Source organism: Salmonella sp. A1325 (genome assembly GCF_056991255.1).
The window spans coordinates 516,793-532,810 of sequence record NZ_JAMLWO010000001.1 but is presented as its reverse complement, the minus strand read 5'-3'; the positions used below and the strand labels follow the sequence as shown (position 1 = coordinate 532,810).

Annotated in this window: 14 protein-coding genes; 4 read left to right on the top strand and 10 right to left on the bottom strand. The window is 52.4% G+C overall.

The features are described 5' to 3' along the window. The first annotated feature begins 6 nt into the window (after positions 1 to 6). Together sufE and ldtE are read left to right on the top strand one after the other, a co-directional pair. Positions 7 to 423: a cysteine desulfuration protein SufE gene (gene sufE / locus NAZ64_RS02780; protein WP_000729468.1), complete on the top strand. Its 417-nt coding sequence runs from the start codon at positions 7 to 9 to the stop codon at positions 421 to 423. A gap of 154 nt (positions 424 to 577) precedes the next feature. After that, complete coding sequence (gene ldtE, locus NAZ64_RS02775; protein ID WP_131044837.1) at positions 578 to 1,579, top strand: L,D-transpeptidase LdtE; 1,002 nt, start codon at positions 578 to 580, stop codon at positions 1,577 to 1,579. Positions 1,580 to 1,646: 67 nt separating this feature from the next. Here ldtE and lpp read toward each other — a convergent pair whose 3' ends face one another. From lpp to ttrB, 10 genes are all read right to left on the bottom strand, one after another. After that, on the bottom strand, positions 1,647 to 1,883 hold the full coding sequence (gene lpp, locus NAZ64_RS02770; protein WP_001082307.1) for a murein lipoprotein Lpp: 237 nt from the start codon (positions 1,881 to 1,883) through the stop codon (positions 1,647 to 1,649). A 310-nt stretch (positions 1,884 to 2,193) separates the two neighbouring features. Then, positions 2,194 to 3,606: a pyruvate kinase PykF gene (gene pykF, locus NAZ64_RS02765; protein ID WP_000751447.1), complete on the bottom strand. Its 1,413-nt coding sequence runs from the start codon at positions 3,604 to 3,606 to the stop codon at positions 2,194 to 2,196. Positions 3,607 to 3,613: 7 nt separating this feature from the next. Beyond that, a complete protein-coding gene (ynhH, locus tag NAZ64_RS02760; protein ID WP_418143684.1) occupies positions 3,614 to 3,844 on the bottom strand; it encodes a protein YnhH in 231 nt (76 codons plus the stop codon). Between the two features lie 163 nt (positions 3,845 to 4,007). Beyond that, positions 4,008 to 5,351 (bottom strand): APC family permease, encoded by a 1,344-nt coding sequence (locus NAZ64_RS02755; protein WP_131046365.1) that lies wholly within the window; start codon positions 5,349 to 5,351, stop codon positions 4,008 to 4,010. Between the two features lie 21 nt (positions 5,352 to 5,372). Further along, positions 5,373 to 6,266: a proline iminopeptidase-family hydrolase gene (locus tag NAZ64_RS02750; RefSeq protein WP_020839384.1), complete on the bottom strand. Its 894-nt coding sequence runs from the start codon at positions 6,264 to 6,266 to the stop codon at positions 5,373 to 5,375. Positions 6,267 to 6,324: 58 nt separating this feature from the next. Then, on the bottom strand, positions 6,325 to 7,062 hold the full coding sequence (locus NAZ64_RS02745; RefSeq protein ID WP_220569233.1) for a glutamine amidotransferase: 738 nt from the start codon (positions 7,060 to 7,062) through the stop codon (positions 6,325 to 6,327). A gap of 11 nt (positions 7,063 to 7,073) precedes the next feature. Then, the gene (locus tag NAZ64_RS02740; RefSeq protein ID WP_437144550.1) at positions 7,074 to 8,300 is read right to left on the bottom strand and encodes a ribokinase; all 1,227 of its coding nucleotides are present in this window, start codon (positions 8,298 to 8,300) and stop codon (positions 7,074 to 7,076) included. Positions 8,301 to 8,622: 322 nt separating this feature from the next. Continuing rightward, positions 8,623 to 11,685, bottom strand: a complete 3,063-nt coding sequence (ttrA, locus tag NAZ64_RS02735) for a tetrathionate reductase subunit TtrA (RefSeq protein WP_483640869.1) — start codon at positions 11,683 to 11,685, stop codon at positions 8,623 to 8,625. Then, complete coding sequence (gene ttrC / locus NAZ64_RS02730) at positions 11,678 to 12,700, bottom strand: tetrathionate reductase subunit TtrC (RefSeq protein WP_220569230.1); 1,023 nt, start codon at positions 12,698 to 12,700, stop codon at positions 11,678 to 11,680. Before ttrC ends, ttrA begins: the two co-directional genes overlap by 8 nt. Next, a complete protein-coding gene (ttrB, locus tag NAZ64_RS02725) occupies positions 12,701 to 13,435 on the bottom strand; it encodes a tetrathionate reductase subunit TtrB (protein WP_001531132.1) in 735 nt (244 codons plus the stop codon). Between the two features lie 181 nt (positions 13,436 to 13,616). Here ttrB and ttrS point away from each other — a divergent pair, with 181 nt between their 5' ends. After that, positions 13,617 to 15,395 carry a tetrathionate respiration histidine kinase TtrS gene (gene ttrS / locus NAZ64_RS02720; RefSeq protein ID WP_220569229.1) on the top strand — a complete coding sequence of 593 codons (1,779 nt, stop codon included), beginning with the start codon at positions 13,617 to 13,619 and terminating at the stop codon, positions 15,393 to 15,395. After that, positions 15,370 to 15,990: a tetrathionate respiration response regulator TtrR gene (ttrR, locus tag NAZ64_RS02715; RefSeq protein WP_220569228.1), complete on the top strand. Its 621-nt coding sequence runs from the start codon at positions 15,370 to 15,372 to the stop codon at positions 15,988 to 15,990. Before ttrS ends, ttrR begins: the two co-directional genes overlap by 26 nt. Positions 15,991 to 16,018 lie beyond the last annotated feature (28 nt).

The window sequence follows — 16,018 nt, the reverse complement described above, 5'->3', positions numbered from 1 at the left end:
GGTTTTATGGCTGCGCTACCGGATAAAGAAAAATTGCTGCGTAACTTTACGCGTTGCGCTAATTGGGAAGAGAAATATTTATATATTATTGAGTTGGGGCAGCGCCTGGCGGAGTTAAATCCGCAGGATCGTAATCCGCAAAATACGATTCATGGCTGTCAGAGCCAGGTGTGGATCGTGATGCGGCGAAACGCCAACGGCATTATCGAATTGCAGGGCGACAGCGACGCGGCGATCGTTAAAGGCCTTATGGCGGTGGTATTTATTTTGTACCACCAAATGACGGCGCAGGATATTGTGCATTTTGATGTCCGGCCATGGTTCGAAAAAATGGCGCTTGCGCAGCACCTCACGCCTTCTCGTTCTCAGGGGCTGGAAGCAATGATTCGCGCAATTCGCGCTAAGGCCGCCACTCTTAGCTAAACTGTACAGACAGCGTTCTACCTGATGTCAAATCCTTTGTCGGACGGCGACGTCGCTTTATCCAGAGTGGACAGAGCGTATATTTTGTTGTTCTGATAAGCGAAGCGCTACCAGTCGTCGCAGAGGGCATCACCAGGAATACAGGAGGTTTGGTATGAAACGTGCGTCTTTCATTACGCTAACTATTATCGGCGCGTATAGCGCGTTACAGGTAGCCTGGGCGGTTGATTATCCATTACCGCCCGAAGGCAGCCGTCTTATTGGTCAGAATCAAACCTATACCGTACAGGACGGTGATAAAAACCTGCAGGCTATCGCCCGGCGTTTTGATACGGCGGCGATGCTCATTCTTGAAGCGAACAATACGATTGCGCCGGTGCCTAAGCCCGGTACGCTAATTACCATTCCCTCGCAGATGCTATTGCCGGATGCGCCCAGGGAAGGCGTTATCGTCAACCTCGCGGAGCTACGGTTGTATTATTACCCGCCGGGAGAAAACCGCGTTCAGGTGTATCCCATCGGCATCGGTTTGCAGGGGCTGGAAACTCCCGTCATGGACACCCGGATAGGGCAAAAGATCCCCAACCCGACGTGGACGCCGACGGCGGGCATACGCCAACGTTCGCTTGAGCGGGGGATCACGCTGCCACCGGTGATCCCTGCCGGGCCAAATAACCCGCTGGGACGCTATGCGCTGCGTCTGGCGCACGGTAATGGGGAATATCTCATTCATGGCACCAGCGCGCCGGATAGCGTGGGTCTGCGCGTGAGTTCCGGTTGCATTCGCATGAACGCGCCGGACATCAAAGCGTTATTTGCGCAGGTCAGAACGGGGACGCCGGTAAAAGTGATTAACCAGCCGGTGAAATTCTCTGTCGAGCCGAATGGCATTCGTTATGTAGAGGTACACAGGCCGCTATCGCCGGAAGAAGAGCAAAACGTGCAGACAATGCCTTACGTGTTGCCTGCGGAATTTACCGCGTTCAGAAACGCGCAAGGGGTGGATAGTCGCCTGGTCGATAAGGCGCTATACCGGCGAGCCGGGTATCCAGTAAGCGTGAGCGCCGGGCAGACGCCAGCGGTAAATACGACCGCAGTCGAATCCGCTCAGAACGGTTTTGTCGGGGAAGAGGGGCAAACACGCGCGACGCAGTAGTCTTCGCAGCAAACGACGGACAAAAAAATGGCGCACAATGTGCGCCATTTTTATTACGCAGGTACTATTACTTACGGTATTTAGTAGCCTGGTTGTCCAGACGCTGGTTAGCGCGAGCTGCGTCGTCTTTAGCAGCCTGAACGTCGGAACGCATTGCGTTCACGTCGTTGCTCAGCTGGTCAACTTTAGCGTTCAGAGTCTGAACGTCAGAAGACAGCTGATCGATTTTAGCGTTGCTGGAGCAACCAGCCAGCAGAGTAGAACCCAGGATTACCGCGCCCAGTACCAGTTTAGTACGATTCATTATTAATACCCTCTAGATTGAGTTAATCTCCATGTAGCGTTACAAGTATTACACAAACTTTTTTATGTTGAGAATATTTTTTTGATGGGAATGCACTTATTTTTGATCGTTCGCTCAAAGAAGCATCGAAATGCATGAAAGTCCCTAAAAAACCGAAAGAAAACAGGGGGCTTCCATCGGATTCTTCTTAGATAATCCGCAATTAGATAGTAAAATCCGATTTGATTTTTTTATTAATAGTGGCTATCGATTAAATAAAAAAAGCGCCGGAAGGGCGCTTTTTTAAACAAATTAATTCACACAACAATTATTACAGTACGTGAACAGAGGCGGTGTTAGTGGTGCCGCTTGGAACCAGCGCGCCGGAGACCATCACTACGACGTCGCCTTTCTGGGCGAGGCCGCTTTGCAGGGCGACATCTTTGCCCAGACGGTAGAAATCATCAGTAGAATTGATTTCTTTCACCAGCTGCGATACCACGCCTTTGCTCAGTACTAACTGACGGGCGGTCACTTCATTGGTGGTCAATGCCAGGATGGTGGCGTCCGGGAAGTATTTACGCACGGCGCGAGCGGATTTACCGCCCTGGGTCGCTACCACGATCAGCGGCGCTTCCAGTTTTTCGGCGGTTTCTACCGCGCCGCGGCATACTGCTTCCGTAATGCGCAGTTTACGGCTGTCGTTGTTGTAGTCCAGACGGCTGTTCATGACGCGGTCGGTACGTTCGCAGATGGTCGCCATGATAGAAACGGCTTCCAGCGGGTATTTCCCTTTTGCGGATTCGCCGGACAGCATAACCGCATCCGTACCGTCGAGGATGGCGTTCGCTACGTCGCCTGCTTCTGCGCGGGTCGGACGCGGGTTTTTGATCATAGAATCCAGCATCTGAGTCGCGGTGATCACGACTTTACGTGCGCGGATACATTTTTCGATCATCATTTTCTGTGCAAAAATCACTTCTTCAACCGGGATTTCTACGCCCAGGTCGCCACGCGCAACCATGATGCCGTCGGAAGCTTCGAGAATTTCATCGAAGTTGTTCAGGCCTTCCTGGTTTTCGATCTTAGAGATAATCTGGATGTTTTCGCCGCCGTGGGCTTTCAGATGCTCGCGAATTTCGACAACGTCAGAACGTTTACGGATAAAGGACGCCGCAACAAAGTCAACGCCCTGTTCGCAACCGAAGATCAGGTCCTGTTTGTCTTTTTCAGCCAGCGCCGGCAGAGCAATAGAAACGCCCGGCAGGTTAACGCCTTTGTTCTCGCCCAGATCGCCGTTGTTCAGCACCTTACAAATGACTTTATTGCCTTCGATGGCGGTCACTTCCATACCGATCAGACCATCGTCAACCAGGACGGTGTTGCCAACGCTCAGGTCGCTGGTGAAGCCTTCATAGGTGACGGCAACGATTTCATTATTACCGACCACGGATTTGTCGGTGGTAAAAGTAAAGGTTTGGCCCGCTTTCAGCGAAACGTCGTTACCGCCTTCCAGTTTAATGGTGCGGATTTCTGGTCCTTTAGTATCAAGCAGAATAGCGGCTTTTTTACCAGTTTTGCTCATCACGTTGCGCAAGTTCTGGATACGCTGACCGTGTTCTGCATAATCGCCATGAGAGAAGTTCAGACGCATCACGTTCATGCCCGCGTCCAGCATTTTGCTTAACATCTCTTCGGATTCGGTTTTCGGACCGATAGTACAAACAATTTTCGTCTTTTTCATGACAGTCTTAGTCTTTAAGTTGAGGAGGATATGGAAATCTGGCTTCGGGCGCGCACGGCCCGGAAGCTAAGCCTGTGTTGCTAAAGTGATGATGCCTCGCTCTAAGGATAGGTGACATCGAAAGAGCGTGCAGAGGAATGTGTGCTCGCGTTTCAGCCCAACGGGAAGGGGATAATTTTAGTCGTTGAGTTTTACAGTCCAATGCGCTGAAACCATTCAAGAGACAATTGGCGCGCATTATACGCTGAAATTTACAAAAAAGGAAAATGAAAACCCTGTTTCAAAAGACATCTGTGCAGATCCACAACGGTTTGTTATTACGCTGTTTACGATGTCGCTGGCGATGACGCCGCCCGAATAGGGGCGGCGTTGCGCAACAGTGGGTGTTGTTGCGCATAATGTCAATCGAGCAACTTTTTGCCTTCCAGGTCGATGGCGATGTTTTGGTTGTGTGCTTTTCGGTAGCACAGTATCGCTATCCCGATCGCCGCCCAGCTAATTCCGAGTATCAGAGCGTGAATGTTCATGTTTAAACAGACGTAGCCGATGACGATCATCCCCATGATCGGCGAAATGACATGGGCGAAAATGCGCCGCTGGGCTTTCATCCGGAAATTGAACAGGATAAACACACACAGGTTCACGACAAAAAAAGCGAAAAGCGCGCCAAAGTTCACCAGCGTGGAGATAGATTCAATCTTGCCGGAAAACAGGTAGCTGAGCAGCAGGGTGACGCCGCCGGTAAACAGAATGGCATAATCCGGCGTTTTACGCGTGGTATGGACGTGAGCGAGGAAGGCGGGCAACATTCGGTCGCGCCCCATTGAAAATAGCACTCTGGACACCGCCGTTTGCGCGGTAATAATGTTGCCGACGGCGCACACAAACGCCACAATGATGGAAAATGCCACTTTGAGCCAGATACCGCCAACGTTGCCGGCAATGGTGAAAAATGCTTCATTCGTCGCATTACCTTCCGCGAAGCGGTCGACGTTACCGGTGGCGAACGCCGCAAACGCTACAACGATAATAAACAATACCGTCGCCAAAACTAACGCCAACAGCGTTGCTTTACTGACGGCGCGTCCCCCGCCTTCGCTTTCTTCACTTAATGTACTGATAGCATCAAAGCCGAGAAAATTCAGCGCAGCCACCGAAATCGCCGTCGCGATGAGCCCAGGAGTGAACCACTGTGAATCGAAAAAAGGCCGGAAGGAAAGCGTTATCTGACTACTGTCCATCATCATCAGACGGACAATGAGTAGCACGAAAATCGCCAGAATACCGAGTTGAATAAAGACCAGTAACTTATCAAATTTCGCCGTTTGCTGTATCCCGAGATAGTTGACTCCGGTGCCAATAGCCACATAAATCAACGGCCAGACCCAGACCGGGATTTGCGGTAAAATAGCGTGGACCGCGACGCCGCCCAGCACCGCCACGAGCGTAGGGAACAAAAGATAATCCAGCAGTAATATCCATCCGGTGAGAAAACCTACGGCGGGATTAATGCATACGCCAGCATACGCATAGGCCGAACCCGACGAGGAGATATGCTGCGATAAGGTAGAGTAGCTGTACGCGGTAAAAAACATCGCGATCGCGCCAATAATATAAACCAGCGCAACCATACCGTGCGAAAGATTATAAACGACGCCATAAAGGGAGACTGGCGCGATAGGCACCATAAACACCAGACCATAAAGCACTAAATCGGTAAGAGACAATTTTTTGACTTTTTTCATGATAAATACCTTAATGGCTTTTTATGCCAGATCGCGTAAAAACGCGCTTACCGCTGCGAGGCAGGGCGCGATATTTTCTTCATGCGGGTTATGGCTGCTGCCGGGAATAGTGACCGCGCGGCAGTCTGAAATGTGAGAGAGCAGCGGAGAGACGACGCGCTCGGTTGCCTGATCGTTTTCGCCGCGCAGTACCAGAACAGGACAGCGTATCTGGCACAAATGGGGCGTAATATCCCAGTCGGCAAGTTTGCCATTTGCCGCCAGTTCATTGGTTCCCCATAAAATGTGATAACCCGTAGGGTCGGCGGCGAACTGCGCATTAGATCGCTGAACATGAACGGCTTCTTCCGCGAGGGTATAAACGTGCCTGGCATAATAAGCGACCAGCTGTTCCGGTGGGTTTTGATAAATGACGGCGGGCATAATGACGTTTTTGATATCGTCATCGGACATTGGCGTCAGAGCGTTAAAGAGCCGTATGGCTTCCTGTTGCCACAGGGCGATACTGGCCGGCGAACTGGCCAGTATCGCCCCGCGAAGCCCGGCAGGCTGTAAGCAGGCGTGCTCTGCGGCAAGCATTCCGCCCCAGGAATGTCCCAGTATCGAATACCCGTGCCCAATACCCAGGTGATGAATTAATTGGGTTAATTGACGGAGATAACGCGCAATAGTCCAGAAAGACGCGTCGGCATGAGGAAAATGCGTTGAACGACCGCAACCATATTGATCGTAAAATATTACCATGCGCCCGTCATCAGCCAGACGGCGATAATTTAATAAATAATCAAAGCCGCCAGAAGGGCCGCCGTGAAGGATAATGAGCGGCGTGAGTAATGATTTTCTGTCTCCATAAATCCGATAGCTTGTCAATATGTTTTCAGAAAACATTTCGCCATAGAGATAAGTATCATTCATATTCTTAATGACTCAGTGTGTGGCAGGGCAGGCGAAATTTATATTCGCCTGGGTAATATTATTTTTTTATTGTGTGTAAAACATTACACCAGAAGGTGGCGTAATGTTCCCATTGCAGAAACTGCGGACTTCCCCAGTGCGGCGAACAATCACTGGCAAAGCAACATACTTTCCCTTTACGGTAAGTACCCATAACTAACAGTGGATCGCCATTAATTTCAGCAAGGACCTGACTATTTTCTTTGGCGATAAGCTTGTTATAGCCCAACAGCGGCGGCCATTCGCTAAATGGCTGGGTAATAACATGCTCTACCGCAGTATTTACTGCTTTACATCCTTGCGGTAGTTCTACGCGGTCATCTACATCCAGCATATCAACCGGCAATACCTCCGCCAGAACCGTATTTTTATAATTGGCTTTTGCTTCTATTCCCGTAAAGGATAAATAGCCGCCGATCATCAACAGACCGCCACCCTCAGCAACATAATCGGCGATAAGTTGTAATGCATCAGGAATAATGTCCATATTATAAAACGTTCTGTTTTGTAGCAGGAACGTATTGCTACCGATATCACTGATGACGATCGCATCATAGCAGGCTAATGCTTCGGCGGTTTGTGGAAAACGAGTTTGCACAATATGGGCAGGCATGTAGTCCACATCGATATTACCCTGGCGTAAGCAGGATAATAAATAGTCTGCGCCTTCTTCGTATTTGCTCGATGTAAAGCTATCAAAACCTTTAGAGTGAATCATATGAATGTGCCAGGATTCGCCAATAAATAAAATTTTCATTATGTCACCTGTTAATTAATGTTAATGACTTTATTAGATTGGGTACGCATTCGATGTAAAACCTGCAAGTGCTGAGGCATACTCGACGCACCGACTTGTTCCACCGCCAGAGAAGCGAAAGCGGAGGCATATTGAATGGCTGCGACCATATCTGCTTGTCGCGCCAGCGCGGCGGCTAAGGCGCCATTAAAAGCGTCACCGGCCCCAGCGGCATCTTTTACCACGGCGCTCCACGCAGGAATATACAACGTGCGGGCGTGCTCACAGAGCAGAGAACCACGGGCGCCAAGGGTAATGATGACTTTTTTCACCCCGGATTGCAGAATAATATTTCCGGCTTTTTTCGCATCATTAATATCAGTAATGGTTACGCCGGATAAAAAAGAGGCTTCAGTTTCATTCGGCGTGATGATGTCAATATCAGATAATAAATGCATCACCTGTTTCGTATAGGGGGCAGGATTGAGCATGATCATTTTATTTTCTTGTTTGCCCAGGCGAATAAATTCAGTCAACGCATCAATGTTCGTTTCGAGCTGCATTAACATAACGTCAGACTCGGCGATATAACGGTGTTGCTCGTTAATCTCTTGCGTGGTGAGCATCATATTGGCGCCAGGGTAGATGGCGATAATATTATCGCCATCCACGGCGGAGACATAGATCAATGCGCTACCGGTGGGCGCTTTATCTGTTTGATACGCGCTGTATGAGGTGATACCTGATTGAATAATATGATTCATAGCAAATGCGCTGAACTGATCTTTGCCCACTTTAAAAATAAAATGTGCCGCAGCACCAGCATTGTTCGCCGCTAAAGCCTGGTTGGCTCCTTTACCGCCAGGATAGAATCCAAATTGACTGGCCAGAATGGATTCTCCGCTTTGTGGAAACCACGGCACGGTTGCTGAAACATCAATATTGAAGGAGCCTAAAACACACACCTTGCCTGCTTTTTTTGTGTTTTCCCGGCGCAGTTTTGCATCCTGATGGATTGGCGTGGCGATAGTGCTGGAAATATCAATCTTATTTTCAGTGATAAGCTTACTCAGCGCGTCACGGTTTAAAATCCCTCCGCCATAGCAACGCTGAAGCATACCTGATTTCTGGAAATAGCGTAGATCGGAACGAATAGTCTCCTGGCTAACCTTATAAAGGTCTGAAAGTTTACTGACGCTAACACTATTATCCTTTATCAGTAAATTAATGATGGCATGACGTCTTTCTTCTTTAAACATATTGCCTCCGGGTAGTGAGTTGAATTGTATTTATGGCAATGTTGTTATGCGGTGAATTCAATCACAGATTATGCGGTCAACCGGAAGTAACCCCAAATGAATGTCAATAATCAGAAGCGCAGTCAATGTGTTAAATATTAATTGCTTACAGAAGGGGAAAATAGTTTTGTGAGTGTTGTCATATATTTTCTATGTAATATGACGGGGTGAACGTAAAATAGTTAGGCTTGCACGATTCAGTGAGTATATGCAGCCGGACAGCGTTCGCTTATCAGTCGCTACCCTCGACGAAATAAGACGATATCGCTCTCCGGCCCTGGGGTTATATACGCTCGATTTTTGCCGGCAGCCCCTGACGTACCGCCGCGCCAGAAACCCAGTCGAGCCAGGTATTGGTAATGGTTCTTGTCGGATCGGCAAAGCCCAGATCGTTAAGATTTATGCCTGCCCTGATTTGTGGATCATACGGCATAGGCACGCCATCCAGAGAGTGCTGCGTTGCACCCATCTCGCGGTGACCATATCCGTGTTCGATGGCGATGACGCCTGGCATCACGCCATTTAACAAACTGATTTGCGCCACGACCTGACCGCCCGGCGTAATGATCCGTACCCGATCGCCATGTTGCAGTCCATAACGCTCGCCGTCTTGCGGATTCAGCGCCACCAGGTTTGCTGGCTTCACATGGTGTAAGCGCGGGATGACGGCTGTTGAGCTGGACATGGTATTTGATTTAAATGAAATCAGTTTCAGCGGCCATTGCCCAATGGGAAACTGGTCGTCAATCGCATGACCATCTGACAAACGCGCCGGATACCAGACCGGGCAACCGCTGAAACGCTCCCCGGTGATGGCGTGACGGTGGGCGGCGACATCTGCATTCCAGATCTGTAAGGGTTTTTTCCACGCGTTACCTAACCGTTGCTCCGTATAGCCGCTATCCTCGGGCGCAAACCGGCCGCCACGCGAGTAGATAAACGCCACGCGACCGATCTCATCAGCTTTAAGCGTGTGCTGAATTGCTGGCAGAATGCGGCTGACGCCGGTAAGCGAAATATCTTCCTGATTTGCCGGCGCGACCGGCGTCTTGCCCATAAAGGCGATATTAGCGGCTACGCGCAGATAGAAATCTTCCGCCCGGTTCAGTGGAAAAGTATTGCCCTGCGGATCGGTTATCGCCTGGTCGCCGAAGCCGGGCAGATGGAGCCGTTTTGCTACCGCAATACAAAATGCTTCCATTGAGACAGGTTGCCCGTCCACCGTTCGGTGAGTGGCGGGGGCGACAACCGGCCAGCGGGCGGTAGTGGCTTTACTGGCTACGCCGCCCCAGGGCGCCGTAAAGCCCCAGCTCTCAAAATTGTGCGTATCCGGCACAATGTAATCTGCCAGCGCCGTCGTTTCATTCATAAAGGCGTCAATTGCGATAAAGAGCGGCAGTCGGCGAGGGTCTTTTAGCTTTTCTTCCGCGACGGCGCGTAGACCGGGAACACCGTAAAACGGGTTGCTCATATTGGAAATCCAGGCTTTAAGCGGATAAGGATAGCCTTCGAGCGCGGAGGTCAACAGTTCGGTAAGCTGGCCTGCCACAAAGGGATACCACGGCGCTTTGGCTGGATAAGGGGATTGCCCGCCGGCAATTTTGTCGCGGTATTCTTCCGATGCTTCATAAGCGGTTTTGCTACGGGCAATACTTAACCCGGACGGTTTCACTTTTCCGGCAAAACTGTTCATGTTGTAGCGGGGGCCGTCGCTAACGCCGTTGAATTTGCCGCCGCCGACAAAGACGCCGCCGGACAAGCTGAGGTTGCCGATCAGCGCGTTAAGCATCATGACCGACCAGGCGTTATAAAACCCATTGCCGGCCATCATGCCGCCGTGACTGATGACCGCAGCTTTACGTCCGTGACTGGTAAAGGTTTCCGCCAGCGCGATAATTTGCGCTTCCGGCACGCCGCACTGTTCGCTGTATTGCGCCAACGAGAGCTTTTCTGCCGCCTCTTTCAGGCGTTGCAACCCGCTCTTCACCGTGACCCGTTGGCCGTCGGCGAGCGTAACGTACTGTGTCACGAAAAGCCGTGCCTGTCGGCAAGTGGACGCGTCGACCAACTCGCCGTCGGTATTCAGTACGACAGGGGTCTCTTCGCCATCGGGCGTAAGATGGCGTAGCGTCAGGTGTTGTCCGGCAAGCGTCGGCAGTTCATCCGCAATGACCAGGTGCGTGGCGTTGGTCCAACTTTGCTCGCCGGCCTGCTGCATCGCCTGTACGCCGGGAATCGCCAGATAATCAGCATTATAACGTTGATTATCCATGATCCAGCGGATCATTCCCATTGCCAGCGCCGAATCGCTGCCGGGCATGACCGGTTGCCAGCGACCGCGAGGATCGGCGAGCACCGTTGATAAGGGCAGGGCAGGGGCGACCACGACGTATTGAAAATTCTCACGCAGCCGGGCGCTCGCCAACTGACGCGCCTGGCGTTTAAACGGATTGCCGGACTGTGCCGGGGAGGTGCCCATAAAGAGCGCAAACTCCACGTTTTCCCAGTCGGGTTTGACATGCGGGTTTTTATCCAGATCGCCCATCAGCGCCCCGGAGCCGGCCCGGTAAGCCAGTCCACAGTAGGCGCCATGCGCGCCGAAATTCTTGCTGCCGAAGCTATTTAGCGCAAAACGACGCAGAAACGCATCGCGGCCTTCGTCGCTGGTATTCGTGACCAGTAACTGATTGGTTTTGGGCCCGAAACTGGGGTGCTTTGCGTCAATTGGCGTATCCGGCGCATGAATAGCGCGCAGTCCGTCCACATGACCTTCGCCAAACAGATCGCCGCCTTCCACGACTTCTTCAATAAGCTGCTCAAAGCTGATGCGTTGCCATTTCCCTTCTCCGCGTTTACCCACGCGTTTCATTGGTTCAAGCAGTCGCAGCGGACTGTACAGGCTTTCCAGCAGCGTGGCGCCGCGCGCGCAGGCGGTTGAGCGGGCGTCAAGACCGCTTTCTCCCGCCAGTTGCTCCATGGCTTCGCTAAAAGGCACGGATGAGTCAATCGGGTGTTCCTGCGACAAGGGGTGATAGGGATTGCCGGCGATGCGTATCACTTTGCCATCGGCATTAACCCGGGTGCGGATACCGCACTGTGTCCAACAGCCGAAGCATTGCGTCATGGCGATGGTTTGTTGTGGATTTTGCTGCCAGTGCGTTTGCGCCTGCGCCTCCGGAATTAACGCATTGCCAAAGATGCGGTCGCGCGTTACCTTGCCGGACGTCCCGTTTAACAGGCCATCAATTGCGCGTTTCGCCACATCACGGTAGCTCAGACCAAAAGTGACCATCCCACCGACGGCGAGACCGACTTTTAGCCACTGACGACGGGTTAAATTAGCCATGTTGTAATCTCCTGGTGAGTCCGTTCAGCGTTTCACGAATAATAATCAGTAGCGCTATCCACAGGCCGAAGGTGCCGAGAATAGCCAGCCAGCCATCCGTTCCGCCTGGTAACGAGTAAGGGTTAAATTGCGCGTTGAACTTGGGTACGGTTTGTACCTGAATCAACAATGTCCAGCGCATCAGCCAACATAGCGCCAGCGCGCTCAGAACCAGCAGGACGCGTCTTAGCTGCGATAACGGATGACGTAGCGCCAGGCTACAGAACAGCAGTGTGCATACCCACAGCGCTAGCCAGCCGATAGCGTAATATTTGGCTGACAGGGCGACGGTAATCCACTGACGGATTGCCGTGCCGGAAAGCGTATCGCCGCTAACCCACATAGCCACAACCAGCCCCAGCGCCGCCAGCGTCCAGATTTGTCCCCACAATATTTTTGGCAGCCTTACCGAGTCGCGTCGGGCGGCGACAATCATCAGCGCGAAGAACGCCTGTAAGGCGCTAAGAAACATCGCCACGGGGAAGGCGTAGCTAAACCAGATTGGGCGCGCCAGCACAACGGAGACTTCGCGGCCGGTATAAACCAACAGGCCCACCGCGCAAAGCGCGCTGGCTAACGCCAACCATTTGGTGACGTTGTAACTTTTATTGAATAATCGTTTTATTTGCTGCGCCAGGAACCACAGAGCGAGAAATCCGGTAAACAGCGGCAGGAACAACGCTCCCCAGGGCATCCACGACCAGGGCGTCGGCCAGGCATAGAAATGCCAGACGCGGGCGGTCTGGTGCAGATCCGCCGTCAGCGCCAACGGTGCGGTAATCGCACAGGTAATGGCAATCAGTAATGCCCGATTTTCTTCTGTTGCGGCGTCTTTTTTCCGCCAGTGAAGATAACAGGCAAACAGTGCGGCGCAGGCGGCAATGCCAATAAAAAAGAAATATTGTACCGCCCACGGCAGCCAGCTAATGTCCTGCGGGTGAGCCAGCACTTCTTCAATGATGAGTGAATGCGTCATTCAGACCTCCTGCCAAAGCGCGGGCTGCGCACGGCCCAGTAATGGGGTGACAAAGGCGTCGTCCAGACCCAGGTAGAAAACATGGGGCGAGGTGCCGTTTTCCGGCTTTAATACCTTGATAGCGTCGCGATGTTGATGAAGCATGGTGGCGATGCGGCTATGGGGATCTTTGATATCGCCAATAATACGCGCGCCGCCGACGCAGGACTCTACGCAAGCGGGTAACAGCCCGGCTTCCAGACGATGGACGCAAAACGTGCATTTATCGGCAGTTTGCGTTTCATGATTGATAAATCGGGCGTCGTAAGGACACGCCTGGACACAATAGGCGCAGCCGACGCAGCGTTTGTTATCCACCACCACAATGCCGTCTTCCCGCTGAAAGGTGGCTTGTACCGGGCAGACCGGCACGCAGGGGGGGTTATCGCAATGGTTGCACAGACGCGGCAATAGTACATTCGTGACTTCCTGACTACCTTCACGCTGGACCTGGTATTGGTTCACCGTCGTACGAAACGCGCCCTGCGGCGTTTGGTTTTCAATAGTGCAACTTACGGTACAGGACTGACAACCGATACAACGCCGCAGGTCGATAAGCATGGCGTAACGGTGTCGGGGAGAGCCTTCATGCCGCTCCGGCGAAAAAGGAAATTTCGCTTCAGCCAGCGGAACCAGCGAGGCGCCAGCGGTCAGGACGCCGAGCTGCTGGAGAAATTGCCGTTTACTGCTGTCCATATTTGCTCCCGTCCACATTGCCAACAATGAAACATTTGTCACGATGTTGGTTCATGTGTAATGAATAAAAAATGTTGATGATTTACAGTGTAAAAATCGAGACGGGGTGCGCTCTATTGTGGTTAACCACATACCCGGCTTGTTGTTGATCTAAAACAACATAATTGACAGGGATATTGGGGTGAGAGGTAAAACCGTAAGGCGCCTGGCGGTGTTGGCGGCAGTAGGGCTACTTTGTCATGGCGCGTGGGCAGGGACGTGGAATATCGGTATTTTGGCCATGCGCGGCGAGGCGTCTACGCGTAGCCACTGGCAACCGTTGGCAAAGACATTAAGCCAACAGCTTCCAGGCGAAACCTTTCACATCCAGCCGCTGGATCTGCATCAAATGCAGGAAGCCGTTAACCAGGGAACCGTGCAGTTTGTGATAACCAACCCGGCGCAATTTGTCCAACTGAACAGCCATGCGCCGCTGCGCTGGTTAGCTTCCCTGCGTTCCACGCGCGATGGGAAAGCGGTGAGTAATGTTATTGGCAGCGTGATTTTGACCCGGCGCGATAGCGGCATCACCACGGCGCATGATCTCATCGGTAAGACAGTCGGCGCGATTGATGCTCAGGCGTTTGGCGGCTATTTATTAGGCTATAAAGCGCTCAGCGACGCGGGCTTACGCCCGGAGCGCGATTTTCATCTTCGTTTTACCGGATTTCCTGGCGATGCCTTAGTCTATATGCTGCGCGAAAAAGCGGTGCAGGCGGCAATTGTGCCAGTGTGCCTGTTAGAAAATATGGATCAGGAAGGCTTGATTAATAAAAAGGACTTTATCGCGCTGCTTTCCCGCCCGACGCCCCTGCCTTGCTTAACCAGTACGCCGTTATATCCTGACTGGTCGTTCGCGGCGCTACCTGCGGTAAGCGATGCGCTGGCGGATCGCGTAACGCGAGCGCTATTCAACGCGCCCGCCGCCGCGTCATTTCACTGGGGCGCGCCTGCGTCGACCAGTCAGGTGGAAGCGTTGCTGCGTGATGTTCGTCAGCACCCTCAGCAGCGTCGACTGTGGCTGGATGTCAAAAGTTGGTTAATCCAGCACCAGCTAATGGTCGGCGGCGTGATTCTGGCGTTCCTGTTGCTCACGCTCAATTATATTTGGGTCATGCTGCTGGTGCGTCGACGTGGAAAGCAACTGGAACGTAATAGCGTAGTTCTTCATCAGCATGAGCGGGCGCTGGAAACCGCCCGGCAAATGAGCGTGTTGGGTGAAATGACCTCCGGGTTTGCCCATGAGCTTAATCAGCCGCTTTCCGCGATTCGACATTATGCCCAGGGGTGCCTGATTCGACTGCGCGTTGCAGATGAACAGCATCCCTTGCTGCCGGCGCTGGAGCAGATTGACCAGCAGGCGCAACGCGGTGCGGATACTCTGCGTAACCTGCGTCACTGGGTCAGCCAGGCGCAGGGCAACCCGGTGCTAACCGAAGCGTGGAAGGCCATAGCCATTCGCGAGGCGATTGATCATGTCTGGCAATTGTTGCGTATGGCGCAACAGTTTCCGACAGTGACTCTGCATACCGAGGTTAGCGCTGCGCTGCGCGTAACGCTGCCGTCAATGCTGCTGGAACAGGTGCTGGCGAATATCATTCTTAATGCGGCTCAGGCGGGCGCCACCCATTTATGGGTCGTTGCTGAACATACTGAAAACGGCATCAGCATCGTTTTACAGGATAACGCCGGGGGAATCGATGAGGCGCTATTACGTCAGGCGTTTCAGCCGTTTATGACAACCCGCAAAGAGGGGATGGGCTTAGGGCTGGCGATTTGCCAGCGGCTGGTGCGGTATGGGCGGGGCGATATCAGCATCAGGAACCAGACCGCGCCGGACGGTCTGTCGGGAACGGTGGTCACGATACATTTCTTACATGAACATGGGGGCAGGGATGGCGACAATTCATCTACTGGATGATGATACGGCGGTCACTAACGCGTGCGCGTTTTTACTGGAAAGCCTGGGATATGACGTAAAATGCTGGACGCAGGGGGCGGATTTTTTGGCGCAGGCCAGTCTGTATCAGGCCGGGGTCGTATTACTGGATATGCGAATGCCGGTACTGGATGGGCAGGGCGTTCATGATGCGTTGCGCCAGTGCGGAAGTACCCTGGCGGTTGTTTTTCTTACCGGGCATGGCGATGTACCGATGGCCGTGGAGCAGATGAAACGCGGCGCCGTCGATTTTCTGCAAAAACCGGTATCGGTAAAACCGCTACAGGCGGCGCTGGAGCGTGCGCTGACGGTTTCATCGGCAGCGGTGGCGCGCCGTGAGATTATACTGTGTTACCAGCAGTTGACGCCGAAAGAGCGTGAGCTGGTCAGCCTGGTGGCAAAAGGATTTATGAACCGTGAAATTGCGGAAGCGATGAATATCGCGGTGCGTACCGTAGAGGTGCACCGCGCCAGAGTCATGGAAAAAATGCAGGCCGGTAGTCTGGCGGAACTGATTAGGCGTTTCGAAAAAATGGCCTCGCCAGAGACCAGAATACGAACAACGTATGAGCCATGAATAATAAACCGCGTTATTTCTTTGATTT

What these genes read in the sequence shown, in the direction of transcription:
- ttrR (WP_220569228.1), top strand. Translation starts at nt 15,370, where the DNA reads ATGGCGACAATTCATCTACTGGATGATGATACGGCGGTCACTAACGCG.
- NAZ64_RS02755 (WP_131046365.1), bottom strand. Translation starts at nt 5,351, where the DNA reads ATGAAAAAAGTCAAAAAATTGTCTCTTACCGATTTAGTGCTTTATGGT.
- lpp (WP_001082307.1), bottom strand. Translation starts at nt 1,883, where the DNA reads ATGAATCGTACTAAACTGGTACTGGGCGCGGTAATCCTGGGTTCTACT.
- NAZ64_RS02740 (WP_437144550.1), bottom strand. Translation starts at nt 8,300, where the DNA reads ATGTTTAAAGAAGAAAGACGTCATGCCATCATTAATTTACTGATAAAG.
- ttrC (WP_220569230.1), bottom strand. Translation starts at nt 12,700, where the DNA reads ATGACGCATTCACTCATCATTGAAGAAGTGCTGGCTCACCCGCAGGAC.
- ttrB (WP_001531132.1), bottom strand. Translation starts at nt 13,435, where the DNA reads ATGGACAGCAGTAAACGGCAATTTCTCCAGCAGCTCGGCGTCCTGACC.
- pykF (WP_000751447.1), bottom strand. Translation starts at nt 3,606, where the DNA reads ATGAAAAAGACGAAAATTGTTTGTACTATCGGTCCGAAAACCGAATCC.
- ldtE (WP_131044837.1), top strand. Translation starts at nt 578, where the DNA reads ATGAAACGTGCGTCTTTCATTACGCTAACTATTATCGGCGCGTATAGC.
- NAZ64_RS02750 (WP_020839384.1), bottom strand. Translation starts at nt 6,266, where the DNA reads ATGAATGATACTTATCTCTATGGCGAAATGTTTTCTGAAAACATATTG.
- ynhH (WP_418143684.1), bottom strand. Translation starts at nt 3,844, where the DNA reads ATGCGCGCCAATTGTCTCTTGAATGGTTTCAGCGCATTGGACTGTAAA.
- ttrA (WP_483640869.1), bottom strand. Translation starts at nt 11,685, where the DNA reads ATGGCTAATTTAACCCGTCGTCAGTGGCTAAAAGTCGGTCTCGCCGTC.
- sufE (WP_000729468.1), top strand. Translation starts at nt 7, where the DNA reads ATGGCTGCGCTACCGGATAAAGAAAAATTGCTGCGTAACTTTACGCGT.
- NAZ64_RS02745 (WP_220569233.1), bottom strand. Translation starts at nt 7,062, where the DNA reads ATGAAAATTTTATTTATTGGCGAATCCTGGCACATTCATATGATTCAC.